The organism is Streptomyces sp. AC1-42W (genome assembly GCF_003248355.1).
GTDB lineage: Bacteria > Actinomycetota > Actinomycetes > Streptomycetales > Streptomycetaceae > Streptomyces.
Genome location: NZ_QKWY01000001.1, coordinates 3,455,554 through 3,474,630, shown reverse-complemented (window position 1 = coordinate 3,474,630; position 19,077 = coordinate 3,455,554). Strand labels below are relative to the sequence as shown.

Annotated in this window: 11 protein-coding genes; 6 read left to right on the top strand and 5 right to left on the bottom strand. The window is 72.3% G+C overall.

What is annotated here, in order from left to right:
• Positions 1–6 precede the first annotated feature (6 nt).
• Positions 7–732 carry an ABC transporter ATP-binding protein gene (locus DNK56_RS16000; RefSeq protein ID WP_111334547.1) on the top strand — a complete coding sequence of 242 codons (726 nt, stop codon included), beginning with the start codon at positions 7–9 and terminating at the stop codon, positions 730–732.
• A gap of 21 nt (positions 733–753) precedes the next feature.
• Here the strand turns inward: DNK56_RS16000 and DNK56_RS15995 are convergent, their stop codons facing one another.
• A complete protein-coding gene (locus DNK56_RS15995) occupies positions 754–3,066 on the bottom strand; it encodes a serine/threonine-protein kinase (protein WP_111334544.1) in 2,313 nt (770 codons plus the stop codon).
• A gap of 130 nt (positions 3,067–3,196) precedes the next feature.
• Positions 3,197–4,417 (bottom strand): chitinase, encoded by a 1,221-nt coding sequence (locus DNK56_RS15990; RefSeq protein WP_111334542.1) that lies wholly within the window; start codon positions 4,415–4,417, stop codon positions 3,197–3,199.
• A 213-nt stretch (positions 4,418–4,630) separates the two neighbouring features.
• Here DNK56_RS15990 and DNK56_RS15980 point away from each other — a divergent pair, with 213 nt between their 5' ends.
• Positions 4,631–5,833 (top strand): IS110 family transposase, encoded by a 1,203-nt coding sequence (locus DNK56_RS15980; RefSeq protein WP_111330560.1) that lies wholly within the window; start codon positions 4,631–4,633, stop codon positions 5,831–5,833.
• 234 nt (positions 5,834–6,067) lie between these two features.
• Here the strand turns inward: DNK56_RS15980 and DNK56_RS15975 are convergent, their stop codons facing one another.
• Complete coding sequence (locus DNK56_RS15975; RefSeq protein ID WP_111334539.1) at positions 6,068–7,264, bottom strand: cellulose-binding domain-containing protein; 1,197 nt, start codon at positions 7,262–7,264, stop codon at positions 6,068–6,070.
• Positions 7,265–7,645: 381 nt separating this feature from the next.
• Between DNK56_RS15975 and DNK56_RS15970 the strand changes: the two genes are divergently transcribed.
• The 3 genes from DNK56_RS15970 (at position 7,646) to DNK56_RS15960 (ending at position 12,163) form a co-directional block, all read left to right on the top strand.
• Positions 7,646–8,656 (top strand): polysaccharide deacetylase family protein, encoded by a 1,011-nt coding sequence (locus DNK56_RS15970; protein ID WP_111334536.1) that lies wholly within the window; start codon positions 7,646–7,648, stop codon positions 8,654–8,656.
• Between the two features lie 166 nt (positions 8,657–8,822).
• A complete protein-coding gene (locus DNK56_RS15965; protein WP_111335869.1) occupies positions 8,823–10,559 on the top strand; it encodes a PP2C family protein-serine/threonine phosphatase in 1,737 nt (578 codons plus the stop codon).
• Between the two features lie 92 nt (positions 10,560–10,651).
• On the top strand, positions 10,652–12,163 hold the full coding sequence (locus tag DNK56_RS15960; protein ID WP_111334534.1) for a DUF4246 domain-containing protein: 1,512 nt from the start codon (positions 10,652–10,654) through the stop codon (positions 12,161–12,163).
• Between the two features lie 54 nt (positions 12,164–12,217).
• Here DNK56_RS15960 and DNK56_RS15955 read toward each other — a convergent pair whose 3' ends face one another.
• Together DNK56_RS15955 and DNK56_RS15950 are read right to left on the bottom strand one after the other, a co-directional pair.
• Entirely contained in the window at positions 12,218–13,027 is an 810-nt protein-coding gene (locus DNK56_RS15955; RefSeq protein WP_111335866.1) for a PIG-L family deacetylase, read from the bottom strand.
• A 136-nt stretch (positions 13,028–13,163) separates the two neighbouring features.
• Positions 13,164–16,163 carry a DEAD/DEAH box helicase gene (locus DNK56_RS15950; RefSeq protein WP_111334532.1) on the bottom strand — a complete coding sequence of 1,000 codons (3,000 nt, stop codon included), beginning with the start codon at positions 16,161–16,163 and terminating at the stop codon, positions 13,164–13,166.
• A gap of 124 nt (positions 16,164–16,287) precedes the next feature.
• Here DNK56_RS15950 and DNK56_RS15945 point away from each other — a divergent pair, with 124 nt between their 5' ends.
• Positions 16,288–18,918, top strand: coding sequence for a DEAD/DEAH box helicase (locus DNK56_RS15945; protein WP_241989900.1), 2,631 nt, complete (start codon positions 16,288–16,290; stop codon positions 18,916–18,918).
• Positions 18,919–19,077: the final 159 nt, after the last annotated feature.

The following is a 19,077-nucleotide window of genomic DNA, read 5'->3' as shown; positions in this document are numbered from 1 at the left end:
GGAGTCATGACGCAGACAGTGGAACGCATCGGCACCGGCACGACCCTCCGGGCCCGGGACCTGCACCGCACCTACGGCAGCGGAAGCGCCGCCGTGCGGGCGCTGCGCGGGGTGTCGGTGGAGGCGGCCCCCGGCACCCTCACCGTGGTGACGGGGCCCTCCGGCTCAGGCAAGACGGCCCTGCTGCACTGCCTCGCGGGCCTGGACCGGCCGACGCGCGGCTCCGTCCGCTGGGACGGCACGGAGCTGACGCGGCTGTCGGACCGGGGGCTTGCGGAGCTGCGGCGGACCCGCGCCGGGTTCGTGTCCCCGGCGTTCAATCTGGTGCCCACCCTGACCGCGGCGGAGAACGTCGCCCGGGCCGTCGGCCGGCCGGAGCCCGGCCGGGTCCGCGAGGTGCTCGCCCTGGTGGGTCTCGCCGGGTACGAGCGGCAGCGGCCGGGGCGGCTCTGCGGGGAGCGGCAGCAGCGGCTGGCGGTCGCGTGTGCGCTGGTGTCGCGTCCGGACGTGCTGTTCGCGGACGAGCCGGCCGGGGCGCTCGGCCCGGCCGCGGGGCGCGCGCTGGCCGCTCTGCTGCGTACGGCCGTGGACACGGAGGGGCGGGCCTGTGTGCTGGCGACCGCCGACCCGGCCGCCGCCGCGTACGCGGACCGGGTGCTGGTGCTGGCCGGCGGCCTGGTGGTGGACGACCGGCTCCGGCCGGCCGCCGCGCACCTGGGCCGGGCGGCCTGAGCGGGGCGTTCCGGTCGCCGGTCAGCCCGATTTCGGCGGGCGGTTGGTGTCGAAGGCGAAGACGGTGTTCCCGGCGGCGGTCACGACGACCGCGCCGCCCGCGACGGTGACGCGCGGGCCCGCGCCCTGCTCGCCGCTGAGCCCGTCCGCTCTGGGGTCCGTGGCCCAGAGGGTGGCGCCGTCGGACGGCGCGAGCGCGACGACCCGGCCGGTGGCGGAGCTGAAGAACAGCGCGCCGTTCCCGGCGACCGGTCCGGACGCCCCTTCGACGCTGGTCTGCCGGGACCACTTCTTGCGGCCGGTGGCGGGGTCGAACGCGGTGACGCGGCCGGTCCGCCCGCTCACGAACACGGTGCCGTCCGCCATGCCGGGGTTGCCCGTGTACATGGCGGCCAGCCGGGCGTACGTGGCGCGGCCCGCGGCCGGGTCCACCCGCACCACCCCGTTGTACCCGGTGAACGCCGTCTCGTCGGTGTCCTCCCGGAGCAGGACGAGCCGGCCGTCGGCGACGCCCACGGGCACGGCGGGCCCGTCGACGGCGATGGCCGCGCCCCAGCGGCCGGAGGCCCGGTCGACCGGGTAGAGGGACGGGTGGCGTACGGACGCGGCGTTCATCTCGGCGTCCGCGGCGCACATGGCCAGCAGCGCGTCGTCCACCGGGACGGGCGCGCACCGGAAGTCCGCGGGGAACGGCGCCGTCCACAGCAGCTTCCCGCTGTGCGCGTCCCGGGCCTCGAAGGCGGAGTCGGCGGCGTCCACCATGATGACGGCGGAGCCGAGCACGATCGCGTCGCGGGTGCGGCCGGTGACGGCCGTCGACTGGGCGCCGGAGGGTGCGGACCACAGCTCCTCGCCGCTCTCGGCGTCGACGGCCACCACCTCGTCGTTGCGGCCCCGCGGGTCGTCCTGGGCGGCGATGCGGAAGCCGAGGACGGTGTCGCCGGTGGCGCCCACCATGTGCATGCCCTGGACGGGGATGCCGGGGCTCTTGACCGTCCAGGCGCGGGAGCCGTCCCGGACGCTGATGCGGGTCGCGACGACTCCGCCGCCCCCGCAGAACACCACGTCGCCGGCGCCCGTGACGCACCGCAGCTCGTCGGGGATGTCCTCGCGGCCGCCCGGCACGGTCACCCGCCAGGGCCGGAAGCCGTCCGGCAGCGCGGCGGAGGGCGCGGCGACCGTGCCGCTCCCGCCGGCGGGCCGGTCCTCGCCGAAGCCGCCGGCCCGCAGCAGGGCGACTCCCCCGCCGATGAGCGCCACGGCGACGGCGGCCGCGAGCACGGTCCGCCGCCGCCCGCGCAACCGGCCGCGCGGGGCGGAGGAGGCGGAGGCGGATTCCGGTTGCGGTTGCGGCTGTGGTTCCGGTTCCGATCGTGGTTCCGACGCGGAGGCCGGCTCGGGCTCGGATTCCGGTTCCGGGGCGGGTTCCGGTGCGGGCGGGGTCGGTGTCGGGGTGGCGAGGTGGTGCTGGGTGACCACATCGCGGGTGCGGCCCGTCGCGCATCCGTCGGTGCCGGGCCCGCCGAGATCGGCCGGCAGGTCCCGCAGCAGTTCCAGGAGTTCGGCCGCCGACGGCCGGCCCTCCGGCTCCTTGGCCAGGCAGGGTTCGACGACCGCCCGCAGCACGGCGGGCACCGCGTCCAGCGAGGGCTCGTCGTGCAGGACCTGGTACGCCGTCAGATAGGGGCTGTCCGCGTCGAAGGGCCCGCGTCCCGTCGCCGCGTACACCAGCAGGGTGCCCAGCGAGAAGACGTCGGAGCGCGGCCCGACCCCGCGCGGCGCCTGGAGCTGCTCCGGCGACATGAAGGGCGGGGTCCCGATGACGCGCCCGGTCATGGTGAGCGTCTGCTGGTCCGCGGCGCGCGAGATGCCGAAGTCGATGACGCGCGGCCCCTCGGGCGAGAGGACGACGTTGGAGGGCTTCAGGTCGCGGTGGACGACGCCCACCCGGTGGATGTCGCGCAGCGCCTCGGCGAGCCCGATCGCCAGGCTGCGCAGCGCGGACCCACCGAGCGGGCCCTCGTCGGCGATGCGCTGGGCGAGCGTGGGCCCCTCGATGTAGGTCGTCGCCATCCACGGCTGCTCGGCCTCGGGCTCGGCGTCGACCACGGCCGCGGTGAACGCGCCGCTCACCCGCCGGGCGGCCTCGATCTCCTGCCGGAAGCGGGTGCGGAACTCGCTGTCCCCGGCGAACTGCTGGTGGATCAGCTTGATCGCGACCGGCCGGCCCGACTCCGTACGGGCCAGGAAGACCGTGCCCATGCCACCTGAGCCGAGCCTCGCCTCCAGCGGATATCCGCCGATCTCGGCTGGATCGCCTGCGCGCAGCGACACTCTTCCCCGACCTCTCGTCCCCCGTGCGTCTCTGCCGTCACGGGACCGCCCATCTGTGCTGGACACAAACTAGCCGGAGCACGGCGTCGGACGGCAAAGCGGGTGTCACCAGCACGTACGTACGGGACGGTCAGCAGGGGCCGAGGTCCTGCCAGACGCCCCATTGACCCGTGCTGCCGGGCTTCTCGTTCTGCGTCCACCACTTGGCCTTCCAGGTGTGGCCCTCGTACGAGACGGTGTCGCCGCCCGTGTAGACGGTGCCGGCGCTCCACTCGGTGGCGGTGCAGGTGCCGGTCGGGGGCGGGGAGGTCGGCGGAGTGGTGGTGGGCGGGGTGACGCCGGCGAACCTCACCGAGTACTTGGCGAAGTCCCAGTCCGTCTGGGGCACGCTGCTGCACGTACCGGAGGTCTTGCCGTTGTTGTCGGGCGGGGTGCACTGGCGGTCGCGGTTGAGGGACCAGAAGGTGAAGCGGTCCATGTGGTGGGTGGTGGCGAAGTCCAGGACGGTCTGGAAGTCGTCCTGGGTGAAGTACTCGCCGGTGTCGCTGCGGCCGTTCATGCCGGAGAAGCCCTCGTGCGCGTACGCGGTCGCCTCGTCCCAGCCGAAGGTGGACCGCAGGATCGCGTTGAAGTTGGTCAGGGCGCTCGTCTGCGCCGCGGCCCCGTTGAACCCGCCGTCGAACGGCATGATGGAGAAGTTGTTCGGGGTGAAGCCCTGCGCCTTGGCCTCGTTGAGCATCTGCTTGCCGAACCAGCCGGTGCCGTCCGCGGTCGCCGCCGTGGTGACGGAGACGTAGAGGCCGGGGTTGTTCTGCTGGAGGATCTTGGCGGCGCCGATCTCCCGCGCGATGGCGGCGGTGTTCTCGTACTCCGGCTCCTCCAGGTCGAAGTCGATGGCCTTCAGCTCGTACTTGGTGATGACCTGCTGGTACGCGGCGGCGGTGGCGGCCGCGTCGGAACAGGTCTGGCCGAGCTTCGTTCCCCCGTAGCCGCCGATGGACACCGACACGTCGCCGCCCTTGGCGCGGATCGCGCTGATGACGGAGGCGACCGCGGTGTCCGAGGAGACCGGCGACGTACCGTCCCAGGTCGGCGTGCAGCCACCGCCATTGGGGGCCAGGATGAAGGCCAGCTGGAACGCCTTGAGGCCGGTGGCGTCCATGATGTAGCCGGCGTCCGGCGGGTTGTTGTCGTGCGGCATCAGATAGGGCGCGGCGGCGTACCACCGGGCGCTGAGCGCGGTGGCGTCGGCGGACGCGCCCGACGCCTGCTGCGCGGCGAAGGCCGCGAGTCCTGCGGTCGCCAGCGCGGCGGTGGCCGCACCGGCGAGCAGCGCGCGAAATCGCTTCATGGGGGGCTCCGTAAGTTGTTAGGTGGCCCGGGAGGGCCGGGTGTGGCTTATGGGGTCTTGCCTTCAGTGGCTTGCCAGGAGTGGCCGCCCGGTCCTTCGGGGCGCCCTGGCTGCTGATTGAGATGTGCGCGCTTCGTGCGGTCGCTGATTACGGAGATGACAGCGGGGTGTTCCTCGGGCCGACGGCATGCCGCGCGGAACGAGGAGGGGCAAGTGAGCAAGCGGAAGGCTCAGGTCTGGGCCGGTGTCGATGCCGGGAAGGGCCACCACTGGGCGGCGGTGGTCGATGAGACCGGCGCGACGCTCTGGTCGAAGAAGATCGACAACGACGAGTCGGCGATCCTGACCGCCATGGGCGAGATCCTCGACTTGGCGGACCAGATCCGTTGGGCGGTGGATATCTCCGGGACGTCCTCCGCGCTGCTGCTGGCCCTGCTCGCGGCGCACGGCCAGAAGGCCGTCTATGTGCCCGGACGCACGGTCAACCGCATGTCGGGCGCCTACCGGGGCGAGGCGAAGACCGACGCCCGCGACGCCTACGTCATCGCCGAGACCGCCCGTCACCGCAACGACTTCGCCGTCATCGACGTGCCCGCCCAGCTCGCTGCCGACCTCGCCTTGCCGACCGCCCACCGTTCCGACCTCGTGGCCGACCGGGTAAGGATGATCAACCGTCTGCGCGACGTGCTGACCGGCGTCTTTCCCGCGCTGGAGCGGGCCTTCGACTACAGCTCGCAGAAGGGGGCGCTGGTCCTGCTGACGGGTTACCAGACCCCTGCCGCGATCCGCCGCCGCGGCAGGGCGAGGCTGACGGCCTGGCTGGCCAACCGCAGCGTGCGCGGTGCCGACGCGGTCGCCGCGACCGCGCTGGAAGCTGCCCGGGCCCAGCAGACCGCGCTGCCCGGCGAGGATGTCGCCGCGCAGATCGTGGCCGACCTGGCGGCACAGATCCTGGCCCTGGACGACCGGCTGAAGCGGATCGACAAGCAGATCCGCGAGACGTTCCGCAGCCATCCGCAGGCGGAGATCATCGAGTCGCTGCCCGGCATGGGGCCGATACTCGGGGCCGAGTTCGTCGTCGCGGCCGGCGACCTGTCGGCCTACGCCGACGCCGGGCACCTCGCCTCGGCGGCCGGACTGGTGCCCGTCCCGCGCGACTCCGGCCGCCGCACCGGCAACCTGCACCGGCCCAAGCGCTACAGCCGCCGCCTGCGCAGGGTGTTCTACATGTCCGCGCAGACCAGCATCATCCGCGAAGGCCCGAACCGGGACTTCTACCTCAAGAAGCGCGGCGAGGGCTGCAAACACGTCCAGGCCGTCATCGCCCTGGCCCGCCGACGAGCCGGCGTGTTGTGGGCCCTGCTGCGTGACGGACGGGTCTTCACCTCCGCCCCACCGGTCACGCAAGCGGCTTGACTTCGTCATTGAGACTCCTGTCGGGAGAACGGGAGAAGATGCCGCCAGAATCGAGTCGTGACGCATTCACGTCAATAAGTTGGCCTAGACCATTGCGCTTTCTTGAAGGACGCACGGCACGGCCTTTTCCTTCCCGGCCGCGGGAGCGGGAAAGGAGCCGGTGCCGGCTTCGCCGTGAAGCCGGCACCGGTCCGGGCCGCCCCGTCACCCCTCGCGCGCCGGGGCGGCCGTCCGTCAGCAGCCGATCGGCGCGGAGCCGACCGCCACATCGTCGAACCACAGGGTGTCGTCACCGGTCCCGTAGCTCTCCCAGCCCAGCCGCAGGGCGGTGGGCCGGGGCGCGGTCGTGCGCGAGAGCCACTGGTCGTCGACATCCCGTGTCGGTACGCCGTCGGCGTGCAGCCCCGGCACCTGCGTGTCGTTCAGCCAGGTGTCGAGCCCTGGCGCCGCGGTGTCGACCGCGAACCGCAGGCACTGCCAGCCGCCCGTGGGCAGGGGCTCGCTCATCCCCACCCCGGTCGGGCTCTGCGCCGGGAGCGTCGCGTCGTCGATCTCGCGGTTCCACTGGAGCGCCCCGTTCTGGCCGCCGATCCGCAGCGCCTTGCCGCCCTGGGAGCTGTCCGGCATCGACACGAAGGTGACGTGCGCGGCCGGCAGCGCCGTGGTGTGCCGCACCCACATGCGTACGTACATCACGGGGCCCACCGACGAGAGGTCGGCGGTGGAGGCCACGAAGGCGTGGTTGCAGTAGCCGGCCCTCCCGTCCAGCCGTAGCGAACGCGTACCGCTGTGCGCGATCTCCGCGTCGACGGCGGCCGTGCCCGCGCCCTGACAGTCGGGCGCGGTGAAGCGCCAGTTCCCGGCGGGCTCCGAGCCGGTCTGGTTCTCGAAGTCGTCGCAGATCACGGCGTCGCCGCACTCCCCGGAGGGCGGGGTGGTGGGAGGCGGGGTCGTCGGCGGCGGCGTGGTCGGGGGCTGGGTGCCGTCGCCGCCGCAGGAGACGCCGTTGAGCGCGAAGTCGGTGGGCGCGGGGCCACCCGCCCGGGCGGTCCCCTGCACTCCGAAGCCGATCGTGCCCCCGCTCGCCACGGACCCGTTCCAGGCGGTGTTGACGGCGGTCACGGCGTGCCCGGTCTGCGTGACGGTGGCGTTCCAGCCGGAGGTGACCTGCTGGTCGCCCTCGTACGTCCAGGTCAGCCGCCAGTCGCTGAGCGCCGGGCCGTTGTTGGTAACGCTCACCTCGGCGGTGTAGCCGCCGGTCCAGGCGTTGACGGTGTAGTCGACCTCGCATCCGGACGCGGCGGCGGAACCGCTGGCGGGCACGGCGGCGAGCAGGGGCAGGGCCAGCGCGAGCGCGGCCCCGGCGGCGAGCCAGGGTGCGCGCGACGGACACCGGAGTCCGCGCGGTGACGACGGGAGGGAAAACGGCATGTGCGCCTCCTGGGGCGGGGGACCGTGGGGCGGTGCGAGTGAAGTGGGAGCGCTCCCACTTATCAGAGCGATTTGACGGTTCACTGTCAAGAAGGTGGCGCCGACGATCACTTCCGGACGCCTCGGCGCATCCGAAACTTTCGCCGGTAGGTCGTCCGCACACCTGCGCGCATCACTTCGCCGCCCCCTTCAGCGCCGAGGGAAATCGACAAGCACGCACCCAAACTGCGGGCATGCCTCCCAACCCCTCCCTCACGTCACATCGACGCTTTCGAAAGAATTGCCGAAACCATTGACAGTGCGCGGCGGCCCTCAAACACTCCGTGCTCAGTACCGGCCGCCCCCGGCGCGGCCGGAGCCCCCTCACCAGGAGGACCCTCCATGCGTCTCCGCCCCCACCGCCGCCCCGTCGCCATGGCGGCCGGCCTGCTGCTCGCCTCGGCGAGTTCCCTGGGCCTGACCGCCACGGCCGCGGCCCCGGCGGCAGCGGCCGCCTGCAACGGCTACGTGGGCCTGACCTTCGACGACGGCCCGTCCAACGACCACACCCCCGCCCTGCTCAACGCCCTCAAGCAGAACGGCCTGCGGGCCACCATGTTCAACGAGGGCCAGTTCGCCGCCTCCTACCCGAACCAGGTCAGGGCCCAGGTCGACGCGGGCATGTGGGTCGGCAACCACAGCTACACCCACCCGCACCTCACCCAGCAGAGCCAGGCGCAGGTCGACTCCGAGATCTCCCGCACCCAGCAGGCCATCACCAACGCCGGCGGCGGAACCCCGAAGCTGTTCCGGCCGCCCTACGGCGAGACCAACTCCACCGTGAAGGCGGTGAAGGCCAAGTACGGCCTCACCGAGGTGATCTGGGACGTCGACTCGCAGGACTGGAACGGGGCGAGCACCGACGCGATCGTGCAGGCCGTGTCGCGCCTGTCCAACGGGCAGATCATCCTCATGCACGAGTGGCCGGCCAACACCCTGGCCGCCATCCCGCGCATCGCCCAGTCGCTGGCCGCGCGCGGCCTGTGCTCGGGCATGATCTCGCCGCAGACCGGCCGCGCCGTCGCCCCGGACGGCGGGAACGGCGGCGGGGACAACGGCGGCGGGGGCGACGACGGCGGCAACACCGGCGGCTGCACGGCGACCCTGTCGGCCGGGCAGAGCTGGGGCGACCGCTACAACCTCAACGTCTCCGTGAGCGGGTCCGCCGACTGGACGGTCACCATGCGCGTCCCCGCCCCCGAGCGCGTCCTCGCCACCTGGAACATCAGCGCCTCCTACCCCAGCTCCCAGGTCCTGACCGCACGGCCCAACGGCAACGGCAACAACTGGGGCGTGACCATCCGGACCAACGGCTCCTGGACCTGGCCCACGGTGTCCTGCGCCGCGAGCTGACCGGGACCGCCCCCGGATGCGGGCGTCACCACCGGGAGCCCGGCCCCACCGGCCGGGTTCACCGGAGGCGCCGGGCCACCCGCCCGGCTCGTCCCGGATGGCGCCGCCGCTCCCCGGGCCCGAGGCTGTACCGGCGCCGCCCGTACACCGCACCGAGAGGCCCGACATGCCTGTGGACGACCCCCCTCCCGCAGGCGACGCGCGGGCCCGGCTGGAACTGCGGGCGATCCTGGCCCTGCTGGACGCCCAGCGGCGGCGCGTCACCGTGTACGCCGAGCGGTACGGGCCCCGGCCGGCCGAACACGTACCGGTGGCGGCGCCGAGCGCGGCCACTCCCCTGCCGCCCTCCTCCCAGGAGATGATCGACGCGCTGCCGATGCCGGCCCTCCTGCTGTCCCCCGTCTTCGGGGAGAAGGGGGAGCTGAAGGATGCCGTCTGTCTCGCACTCAACCCCGAGGCCCGCGCGTACGGAATCTCCCGGTTGCCCGAGGGGGTGACGCCCCCGTGGGACAAGCCCGGATCGCTGTACGAGCGGTTCCCCTCCCTCGCCACCACGACGATTCCCGGCCTGCTGGTCGACGTCCACCGGAAGCGCACCCCGCAACGGAGCGACACCGTCGAATGGCTGGTGATGACGCACGCGGGGCCGGTGCGCGTCAACGCGGAGGTGCGGATCGCGCCCTGCGGGGAGCACTTCCTGCTCACCTGGGAACCGGGCAGCCGGCTCCGGATGGCCGCCGCGGCCCAGCGGCTGATGCGCACCTGCTGGGCGGAGTGGAACCTCGGCGACGACGGTATCCAGCCGTCCCGCCGCTTCCACCACGTGCTCGGCCTGGCGGAGGACACCCCGGCGCCCAGCCTGTTCCACCTGGCGGAGGCCGTCACCCCGGACAGTCTGCCCTTCCTGTACCAGATGCTGTACGACGTCATCCTGCGCAAGCGCACCGCCGAGTGCGAGCTGCGCCTCCGGGGCGGGGCCCGGACCTTCCGGATGGTCGCCGAACCCGTGCGCATCACGCCCGGCGGCCTGACCTGGGCCCTGCGGGCGGTTCTCATCGACGTCACCACGGACCGGCGCCGGCGCGAGGCGGCCCGGCGCGCCGAACGCGCCGCGCGCCGCGAGCACGAGCGGGCCGAGGCCGTCGCGGAGGTGGCCGCCGTCCTGCGTGACGCGGTGCTGCCGCACTTCCAGGACGAGCTGGACACCTACGGGGTCGAGGCGGCGGCCGTCTACCGCCCCGACGCCCGCGAGGCCGGGGTCGGCGGCGACTGGTACAAGGCCCGCAGCCTGCCCGACGGGCGGCTGCTCGTCGCGCTGGGCGACGCGCGGGGCCACGGGCTGTCGGCGGTCACCCTGATGGCGAAGCTCCGGTACGCGCTGGCGGGCCTGGCCTACACCTCGGAGAGCGTCGAGCAGCTGACGCGGTGGCTGAACGAGGTGGCCTGCGCCGACGCCGACGAGTCCACGGCCACCGCGATCGTCGCCCGCTACCACCCCGACCGCACCCTGCTGCGGTGGACCTGCGCCGGCCATCCCCGCCCCGTCCTGCTGCGCGACGGCCGCGCCACCCAGCTTCCGGCACCCGCCGGGGGCGCCGGTCTCACCCTGGGGGTCATGCCGGGGACGGCGTACCGCGCGACGGAGACGCCCATGGAGCCCGGCGACATCGTCCTGATGTACTCGGACGGGCTGACCGAGCGCCGCCCGGCCGACCCGGACCAGGACACGCGCCGCTTCCTCGACGCGGTCGAGGGCTGCTGCCGGGCGTCCGCGCCGCGCCCCGGCCATGCCGGGCTCCAGGAGTGCGTCGAGGGGATCGTCGCCCGTCTGGACGGCCCGCACCGCACCGACGACGCCACGCTGCTCGCGCTGCGCAGGACGGGCGGCCCGGGCGTGGGGTGAGGGCGGCGCCGGTCCCGGCCGGCTCGCGGGCGGTGTCAGTGGGCTCCCGTATCGTTCCGGCCACCGCACACCGCCTGGAAGGACCAAGAGAGTTGACTGGCCTGACCGCCTTTCCGCTGCCGTTCCGCTCCGCCCGCTCCATGTCGACCGACACGCCCCGGACGCTGCGGGAGCTGGAGATGATCGAGTGCAGCGCGCACATACGGGCGAAGCCGCGGTGGTTCGAGAAGATGCACGACGCGGACATCGTCGCCCGCTGGACCCGCGAAGCCCTCGCCCAGGGGCTCACCGAGGCGCAAGTGCGCTACGTGCTGGCCGAACTCGCCCACTACGCGCGGCTGCGGGACGAACGGACCGGCATCGAGGTCTCCGCCGTGGACGGGGTCTGGCAGTCGGACACGTTGATCGACGAGGGGCTGCGGGGACGGCTGCGCGACGCGGTCCGGGTGCTGGAGGACGTCCCCGAGGACGAGAAGGACTGGCATCCCGGATCGGACGGCCAGGTGCTCGACCTGGTGCACCCGTCGCTGTTCTGCCTGGTGCGTGAGGTCAGCGGCGGCCCCGCGCGGGCCTGGGAGAACCCGACGAACCAGTACTCGAAGTACGAGTTCTCGGAGCGGTTCCAGTGGCTGCCCACGGATGTGGACATCCGCGAGGACGGCGGGGCCGTCTTCCGTTCGTACGTCAACAACGTGCACCCCGAGGAGCACGCCGAACTGGCCGCCGTGCTGCCCGACGTGTTCGCGCGGATGCGCCCGCTGCTGGACAGCGTGCTCACCGATCTGCGCCGCCCGCGCCCGCCGCGCATCGAGGCCGACCCCTACGGCTGGTACGGCTCCGCCGAGCCCGAGTACCCGGACGAGGACGACTACAGCGACAAGGAGGCTCACGCCGAGGCCGTACAGGAGTGGGAGAGGGTCGCGGACGAGTGGTACGAGAACCGCAGGCCGGCCATCCCCGACGCGCCGGTCTTCACGCCGCCCGAGGAGCCGGAGGGCTTCGCCCCGGTGGACCTGCGCGGCCGGCGCCTCCAGGTGATCGTCAAGCTCGCCACCATCCACCTCACGCCGGAGCGGCCCGAGTACGCCGGCGGCTCCTGGCACGTCGAGGGCATGCTGAACGAGCGGATCGTCTCGACCGGCATCTACTACTGGGACAGCGAGAACATCACGGAGAGCCGGCTGAGCTTCCGTACCGCCCTCGACGAACCGGAGTACGAGCAGAACGACGACAACGGCGTGCGTGACGTGTACGGCCTGGAGAACGAGGACGGGCTGAACCAGGTCCTGGGCGCGGCCTCGACCCCCGCGGGCCGCTGTCTGGCGTTCCCGAACGTCCTCCAGCACCGCGTCGGCTCGTTCCGCCTCGCGGACCCCGGCCGGCCGGGCCACCGCAAGATCCTCGCGTTCTTCCTGGTCGACCCGTCCACGACGATCGTCTCGACCTCCGACGTGCCGCCGCAGCAGCCGTGGGCCGCGACCTCGGCCATGACCCGCGAACAGGCCGAGGCGTTCCGCGAGGAGCTGATGCGGGAGCGGAAGTTCTTCGTGGACGAGCACAACGAGCAGCTGTACGAGCGGGAGTTCTCCCTCTGCGAGCACTGAGCGTCCGCCTGCCGTTCGCCCTGCCGGGGCGGTGCTCCCGGCAGGGCGGGCGGATCAGCGCAGGCCGGCGAAGAGGTCGTTCTCGGGCAGCGCGGCACCCGTGGTGTCCCGGACGCGCACGAACACCTCCGTGCCCATCAGCTCGCCGAACCGCTCCTTGCCCATCTTGAGGAAGAAGATGTTCTCGCCCTGACTGGCGTGCGCGGCCAGGGCGTCGAACTTCTGGTCGCTGTACGCGGCGGTGTCCACCCAGGTGGTGATCTCCTCGTCGGGCAGCCCGATCTCCTCCATCGCGGCGGTCTCGGCCGGGTCCGGCTCCGGCATGTCCTCGCCGAACTCCCGCATCAGCTCGCCGAACCGCCGCATCGCCGAGCGCGGCATCGTCGTCCAGTAGACCTTCGGCGTCAGCCCGGACAGTTCCAGGGCCGCCGTCGTGATGCGGTTGGCCTGGATGTGGTCGGGGTGGCCGTAGAAACCGTTCTCGTCATAGGTGACGACCACATCGGGCCGGTAGCGCTCCATCAGCTCCGCGAGCCGCGCGGCGGCCTCCGGTACGGGGGTGCGCCAGAAGGAGCCGGGGGCGTCGTTGCCCGGCCAGCCCATCATCCCCGAGTCGGCGTAGTCCAGCGTCTCCAGGTCGCTGATCTTCAGCACCTCGCAACTCGCTTCCAGCTCCTGGCGCCGCATCCGGGCGACCGCGGCCGGGTCGTGTCCGGGATCGCCCGGCTTCGTCCCGCCGGGCCCGTCACCGCAACCGCCGTCGGTACAGGTCACCAGCACCGTGCGGATGCCTTCCGCCGCATACCGGGCGAGCACGCCCCCGGTCCCGGTGGCCTCGTCGTCGGGGTGGGCGTGCACGGCCATGAGCGTCAGCGGCCGGTCAGTCGTCACAAGGTCCTCCAGCGGACACGGTTGGGCAACGGGGCCCGGAGCCGGGCCCCCGGTCAGTGCAACTGCCCGACCGGGACCTGCTGTTCCCGAGCTGCCCGCGCGGCTCGGATCATGAGAAGCGGGCGGGGAGGCCGGAGGCGCCCAGCACCAGCGCCGCGGTGAGGATCTGCGGCGGCTTGGTCGACATCTGCTGCTGCCGGTCGAGCAGTTCGAGACGTCTGCGGAGCCGTGCGTCGAGCTCGGCGGCCTTCCGGCGCAGGCTCTCGGAGGACTCCTTGGGCTTGTCCCCCCGCCGCTCCTTCTCGGCGGCCGGTCCGCTGTCGAGCAGCAGCCGGTCGCGCTCGGCGGTGAGGCGCCGGGTCACCAGCTCGCGGGTCCTCGCCAGCTCGGCCGAACGGCGGGGCCGGACCTCTGCCAGGTACGCGGGAAGCCTGTTGACGATGATCCAGCTGGTCGCCGCGGACTCGGCGTCCGCCGTCCAGGGCAGCCCGCGCACGGCGTCGGCCGCCACCCCGTCGGGCGCCGCGGCACAGTCGAGGTACGGCGCGGGGCCGGCCGGTGTCACGGTGCCGCGCTGGTCGACGTAGGCGTAGGAGAACCGCCGGGCCACCGAATCGCCCGTGCCGTCGACCACCTCCTCGACGACCCCGACCAGCAGGCGCGGGGCGTCCGTTCCGGTCGCGAGGAGGACCGTGCCGCAGTTGAGCGCGCTCCCGAAGTTGCGCACCGTTTCAGCCATGACGGCGTCGTGGAGCGGATGGCCGGGGGCGAGCAGATCGGTGCGGGCGCGGTCGTCGGGCCGGACCCTGGCGAGATCGAAGGTGACGTCCTCGTACCGGGTGGCGATGGGGCCGCCGCCCGCCGCCCGGACCTGCTGCGGCACGTGGGTGATGGCGTACCGGCCCTCGGCGCGCCTGGTCATCCGGCCGCCGAGCCGGCCGAAGGCGTTCCTGAAGGTCGACTCGATGTCGTGCGGCCGGAGGCGTCGGGCCGCGGCGTCGTCCATGGTGTCCCGCAGCACGCGGAGATCGGCATCCGAGAAGTGCTCCGACGCGAGCGCGCGTTCTTCGAGGAGCGAGGTGAGGCCGTCGCCGACCGTGCTGTCGATGACCTCGCGCATGCGTCCCTTGACGGCCGGCTGCTCTCCGTACTGAATCGCTTCGAGGAGCAGGGAGCGCAGCGGGGTCTCGGCGAACGCCTCGCCCAGGACGTCGAAGACCTTGCCACCGTATGTCGCGCTCATCTGGTCGAGCTTCTCCAGCAGGCGGGTGAAGACCTCGCCCTCGCGCGTGTTGGAGGCCACGAGGTTCCAGAGCCGGCAGACCTCCTCCTGCCCGATGCGATGGATGCGGCCGAAGCGCTGCTCGATGCGGTTGGGGTTCCAGGGCAGATCGTAGTTGATCATCAGGTGCGCGGCCTGCAGGTTGAGGCCCTCGCCCGCGGCGTCGGTGGCCAGCAGAATCCGGACGTCGGGGTTCCTGGTGAATTCCTCGGTGATCTGGCGGCGCTCCGACCGGCGTACGCCGCCGTGGATGGCCCGGACCGCGTCGTCCCGGCCCAGCAGTGCGGTGATCCTGGCCCGGAGGTAGCGAAGGGTGTCGCGGTGCTCGGTGAAGACGATCAGCTTCCGCGGGCGTCCCCCGGCGTCCGTCACCAGGGCGTGATCCCTGAGCAGGGCGCACAGCTCGGTCCATTTGCGGTCCGTACCGGCTTCGCGGACCCGCTGTGACGTGCGTACCAGCGTTCGCAGTTCGACGAGTTCGGCATCGAGCTCCTCGACCGTCCGCGCGGCCGTCGCGGCGTCGAGCAGTTCCTCCTCGATGTCCTCGATCTCGCTGGCGTCGAAGTCGTCGTGGTCGAGGGCGTCGAGGTCGACGGCGGGCATGCTTCCTCGGTGGGTTCCGTCGAGGATCTCCTGCTTCCGGCGTTCCAGCCGTTCGGTACGCCGGACAAGGCTCCGGTGGATCGCCTCGGGGCTGGAGGCCAGCCGTCGCTGCAGGACGGTGAGGGCGAATCCGACGGTGTTCTTGCGGGTGCCGCCGACGCGGTCGGCGCGGTTCATCCCTTCTCGGACGTAGTGGGTGACGTCCTCGTAGAGCTCGTATTCGAGGGCCGTGAGTTCGTAGGGGACGGTTTCCGCCACCCGCTCGGGGAAGAGCCTGCGGCCCTCGAAGGTGAGCAGGTCCTCCTTGATCATCCGCCGCATGATCCCGCTGACGTCGGCGGTGCTCCGCTGCCTGCCCTCGAACCTGTCGCGGTCCAGCAGGGTGAGGAAGAGCTGGAAGTCCTCCTCCTTGCCCGAGTGCGGGGTCGCGGTCATCAGCAGCAGGTGCCGTGTGATCTCCCCGAGCATCTCGCCGAGCTGGAACCTCTTGGTCTTCTCCACCTTGCCGCCGAAGTAGTGCCCGCCCATGCGGTGCGCCTCGTCGACGACGATCAGGTCCCAGTCCGTCTCCCCGAGCTGCGCCCGCAGGTGTTCGTTGCGGGCGAGCTGGTCCATGCGGGCGATCAGGAGCGGATGGGCCTCGAAGACGTTGGAGTGCGTCCGCGCGTCGGCCATCTGCTGCGTGAGCAGGTCGAAACGGAGGCCGAACTTGTAGAAGAGCTCGTCCTGCCACTGGTCGACCAGGCCGCCCGGCGCCACGACCAGGCAACGCCGGACGTCGTCGCGCAGCAGAAGTTCCTTGATGTAGAGCCCGGCCATCACCGTCTTCCCCGCACCCGGATCGTCGGCGAGCAGGAAGCGGAGCGGCGTACGGGGCATGAGCTCGCCGTACACGGCGCGGATCTGGTGCGGCAGCGGGGTGACGTCGCTGGTCGCCACGGCCAGCATCGGATCGAACAGGCCGGCCAGTGAGATCCGCTGGGCCTCGGCGACCAGCTTGAAGTCACCGGCGTCGGCGTCGAAGGCACGGCCGTGGTGGCGGGCCGTGCTCAGCCTGTCCTGGTCCCGCCGGAAGACGACCCGCTGGTCGAGGACGCCGGCGGCCGTCTTGAAGGTCAGCTCGACCGCGTCCCTGCCGTGCGGTTGAGCGGCGATGAGCGTGACGGCCTCGGCGGGCAGGAGTCCGTCTATCCGGAGACCCGGCTTGAGCTCTTCGAGCAACACGTGCGCAACCTCCGCTCGGCAGCCTGCGAACGCTACGCGGACGTTCCGGCGATGTCGTGATCCCGTCGACGTGTCCGACCGGGGTCGCTAATCTTCCCAGAGGTCATGCGAGTCGGCGGGGGCAATGGAACGAGAAGCACGTCATCACCTGCGCGGTGTGGTGGACGTCGTCAGCGGTTGGCACGGACTCGCGGCGCAGGTCACCGCGCGGCGGGGCCCCGTCGAAGCCGCTGCGGAGGATGCCGCCGGGCAGCTGCTGGGCCGCGTGGTCCCGCTCGGGACCACGACCGCCGCCGCGTGGCGCGTCCTGCAGCTCTCGCCCGCCGATGCCGGTCCGCTCACCGCTCTGGCCCACCGCCGGGCCCTTCCGGCGATCACCGCCGAGGGCCAGGAGGGCATCCGCCGCCTGGCCGACGAGGCCGGCCCGGCGCTGGCCGCCGTACGGCCGTTGTTCGGTGCCCGCCGGATCTTCTCCGGCCGGAGCCGCAAGGAGGAGGCGGAGCGAGCCGCCGCCCGGCTCCTCTCCCTCCACAAGGAGATCGGGAGCACCCGGCTCGTCCCGGAGCTGGAAGACCTGGCGGCGTGGGACGCGAAGGCCGCTCCGGCGCCGGGTCCTTCGGACGTGCTCGACGAGCGGGTCGGCCTCGCCGCGCGCCTCGGTGCCGGAGCCGAGGTCGTCGAGGCGCGGGAGCTGCATCCGGCCAGAACCGCGCTCACGGCGATCGACCGGGCCCTGCACCGCGAGAGCGGGTTCCGATCGGCCGTCGAGGCCGCCGGCGACGCCGTACGGCAGGCGGAGGTGCGCAAGCTGGTCGCCGGCATGCCCGTGGAACGGCTCAAGGACGCGACCAACGGCCGGCTGCGCATCACGGCGCTGCACGACGCGGGAATCCGGACCGTGCAACAGGTCCTCGACCGGCGGTCGGCGATCCAGTCGCTCCCCGGCGTCGGGGAGACCACGGGCAACCGGATGATCGGCGCCGCGCAGACCATCTGGCAGACCACGATGGACGAGATGCCGATCCGCATCGACATCAAGAACCGCTCGCAGTCCACCACCGCGCTGCTCAAGGCGATGCGGGCCTGGGACGCGGCGCGCTCGATCCGCAACGCGACCTCGGACCTCGCCGCCGCCGACGCGGTACGCCCGCTCCTCCAGAACCTCGCGCCCCGGACCTCCCACGTGGTGTTCGTCCCATGGCCCCGGCCCGTCGCCGAACTGCGTACCGCGCTGGCCGCCGTCGAACGGCGCGGGGCCGCTCTCGGCGGTGGGTCGAGCGCTGCGGGCGGCGATCCCTGGGACGACTTCCTCGCGCGGCCGGCCGACTACTACGCGATGCTCTCGGAGCTCGGGTTCCTCGCCGACGACGCCGAGAAGAGCCAGGGGGACCTGCCGGCCGAGATCGTCGAGGCGGTCCGGCAGCTCACCCTCGACACCACCCATCTCAAGGCGTCCCTGCGCGGATACCAGTCCTTCGGCGCCCGCTTCGCGATCGTGCAGCGGAAGGTCGTCATCGGCGACGAGATGGGGCTGGGGAAGACGGTCGAATCCCTCGCGGTGCTCACGCATCTGCGGGCCAAGGGCGCCTCGCACTTCCTGGTGGTGTGCCCGGCGGCCGTCGTGACCAACTGGGTCCGCGAGGTCCGCGACAAGTCGGATCTGCGGGCGTTCCGGCTGCACGGTCCCGCCCGCGAGGACGCGCTGCGGTCCTGGGTGCGCGGTGGCGGGGTCGCCGTCACCACTTACGACATCCTCGGCTGGCTGGAGAACCGGATACCCGAACCCGCCCGACCGGCGTGCCTGGTGTTCGACGAGGCGCACTACATCAAGAATCCGCACGCCAAACGGACTCAGCGCTCCACCGCGCTGATAGAGCGCTCCGAACGGGCCGTCCTTCTCACCGGCACCCCGCTCGAAAACCGGATCGAAGAGTTCCGCAATCTCATCGGCTATCTGCGGCCCGACCTGCCGGTCGACGCCTCGGAGCTCTCTCCGCGCCAGTTCCGGAAGCAGGTGGCGCCGGCCTACCTGCGTCGCAACCAGGAAGACGTCCTCACCGAGCTCCCGGAGCGACTCGACATCGATGAGTGGTTGCCGATGTCCGACGCCGACGAGCGGTACTACCGGGCCGCCGTCATCGACGGCAACTTCATGGCCATGCGCCAGGCCGCCCTGCGCGCCGGCGGCAGGTCCGAGAAGATGCTGCGCCTCGTCGACATAGTCCAGGAGGCGGAGGAGAACCAGCGCAAGGTGCTGGTCTTCTCCTACTTCCGTGACGTCCTCGACGCGGTGGCGTCCCACCTCCCGGGGAAGGTCTTCGGTCCCCTGACCGGCTCCGTACCAGCTCCGGCGCGGCAGCAAATGGTCGACGACTTCACCGCCGCACCCCATGGCGCCACCCTCGTCGCGCAGATCGTGGCCGGCGGTGTCGGCCTGAACATCCAGGCGGCGTCGGTCGTCGTGATCTGCGAGCCCCAGCTCAAGCCGACGACGGAGTGGCAGGCGATCGGCCGCGCCCACAGGATGGGGCAGCTGGATTCGGTGCAGGTGCACCGCCTGCTCTCCGAAGAGGGGGTGGACCAGCGCATCATCGAGATCCTGGCCCGCAAGAACCAGCTGTTCGAGGACTTCGCCCGGGTCTCCGCCACGGCGGACAGCGCCCCGGAGGCTTTCGACATCACGGACGCGGAACTGGCCCGCGAAATCGTCGCAGCCGAACGCGAACGCCTCCTCCGGGGGCCTGGAGAGGGCTAGGCGGTTCCCTTCGGATCATCGTCGTGCCCGTCTCCGCCCGCTCGGGACGGGCACGACGACTGGCAGGCGGTCAGGCGGTCAGGCGGTCAGGGTCAGTCGGCGCCGGGCTGGGGCAGTCGGTGCCGGGCTGGGTCAGTCGGCGCCGGGCCGGGGCGATGG

Bases quoted from the DNA above. Each gene is read 5' to 3' on its own strand.
- DNK56_RS15970 (WP_111334536.1), top strand. From the start codon at position 7,646: ATGCGTCTCCGCCCCCACCGCCGCCCCGTCGCCATGGCGGCCGGCCTG.
- DNK56_RS15955 (WP_111335866.1), bottom strand. From the start codon at position 13,027: ATGGCCGTGCACGCCCACCCCGACGACGAGGCCACCGGGACCGGGGGC.
- DNK56_RS15965 (WP_111335869.1), top strand. From the start codon at position 8,823: ATGCCTGTGGACGACCCCCCTCCCGCAGGCGACGCGCGGGCCCGGCTG.
- DNK56_RS16000 (WP_111334547.1), top strand. From the start codon at position 7: ATGACGCAGACAGTGGAACGCATCGGCACCGGCACGACCCTCCGGGCC.
- DNK56_RS15975 (WP_111334539.1), bottom strand. From the start codon at position 7,264: ATGCCGTTTTCCCTCCCGTCGTCACCGCGCGGACTCCGGTGTCCGTCG.
- DNK56_RS15945 (WP_241989900.1), top strand. From the start codon at position 16,288: ATGGAACGAGAAGCACGTCATCACCTGCGCGGTGTGGTGGACGTCGTC.
- DNK56_RS15990 (WP_111334542.1), bottom strand. From the start codon at position 4,417: ATGAAGCGATTTCGCGCGCTGCTCGCCGGTGCGGCCACCGCCGCGCTG.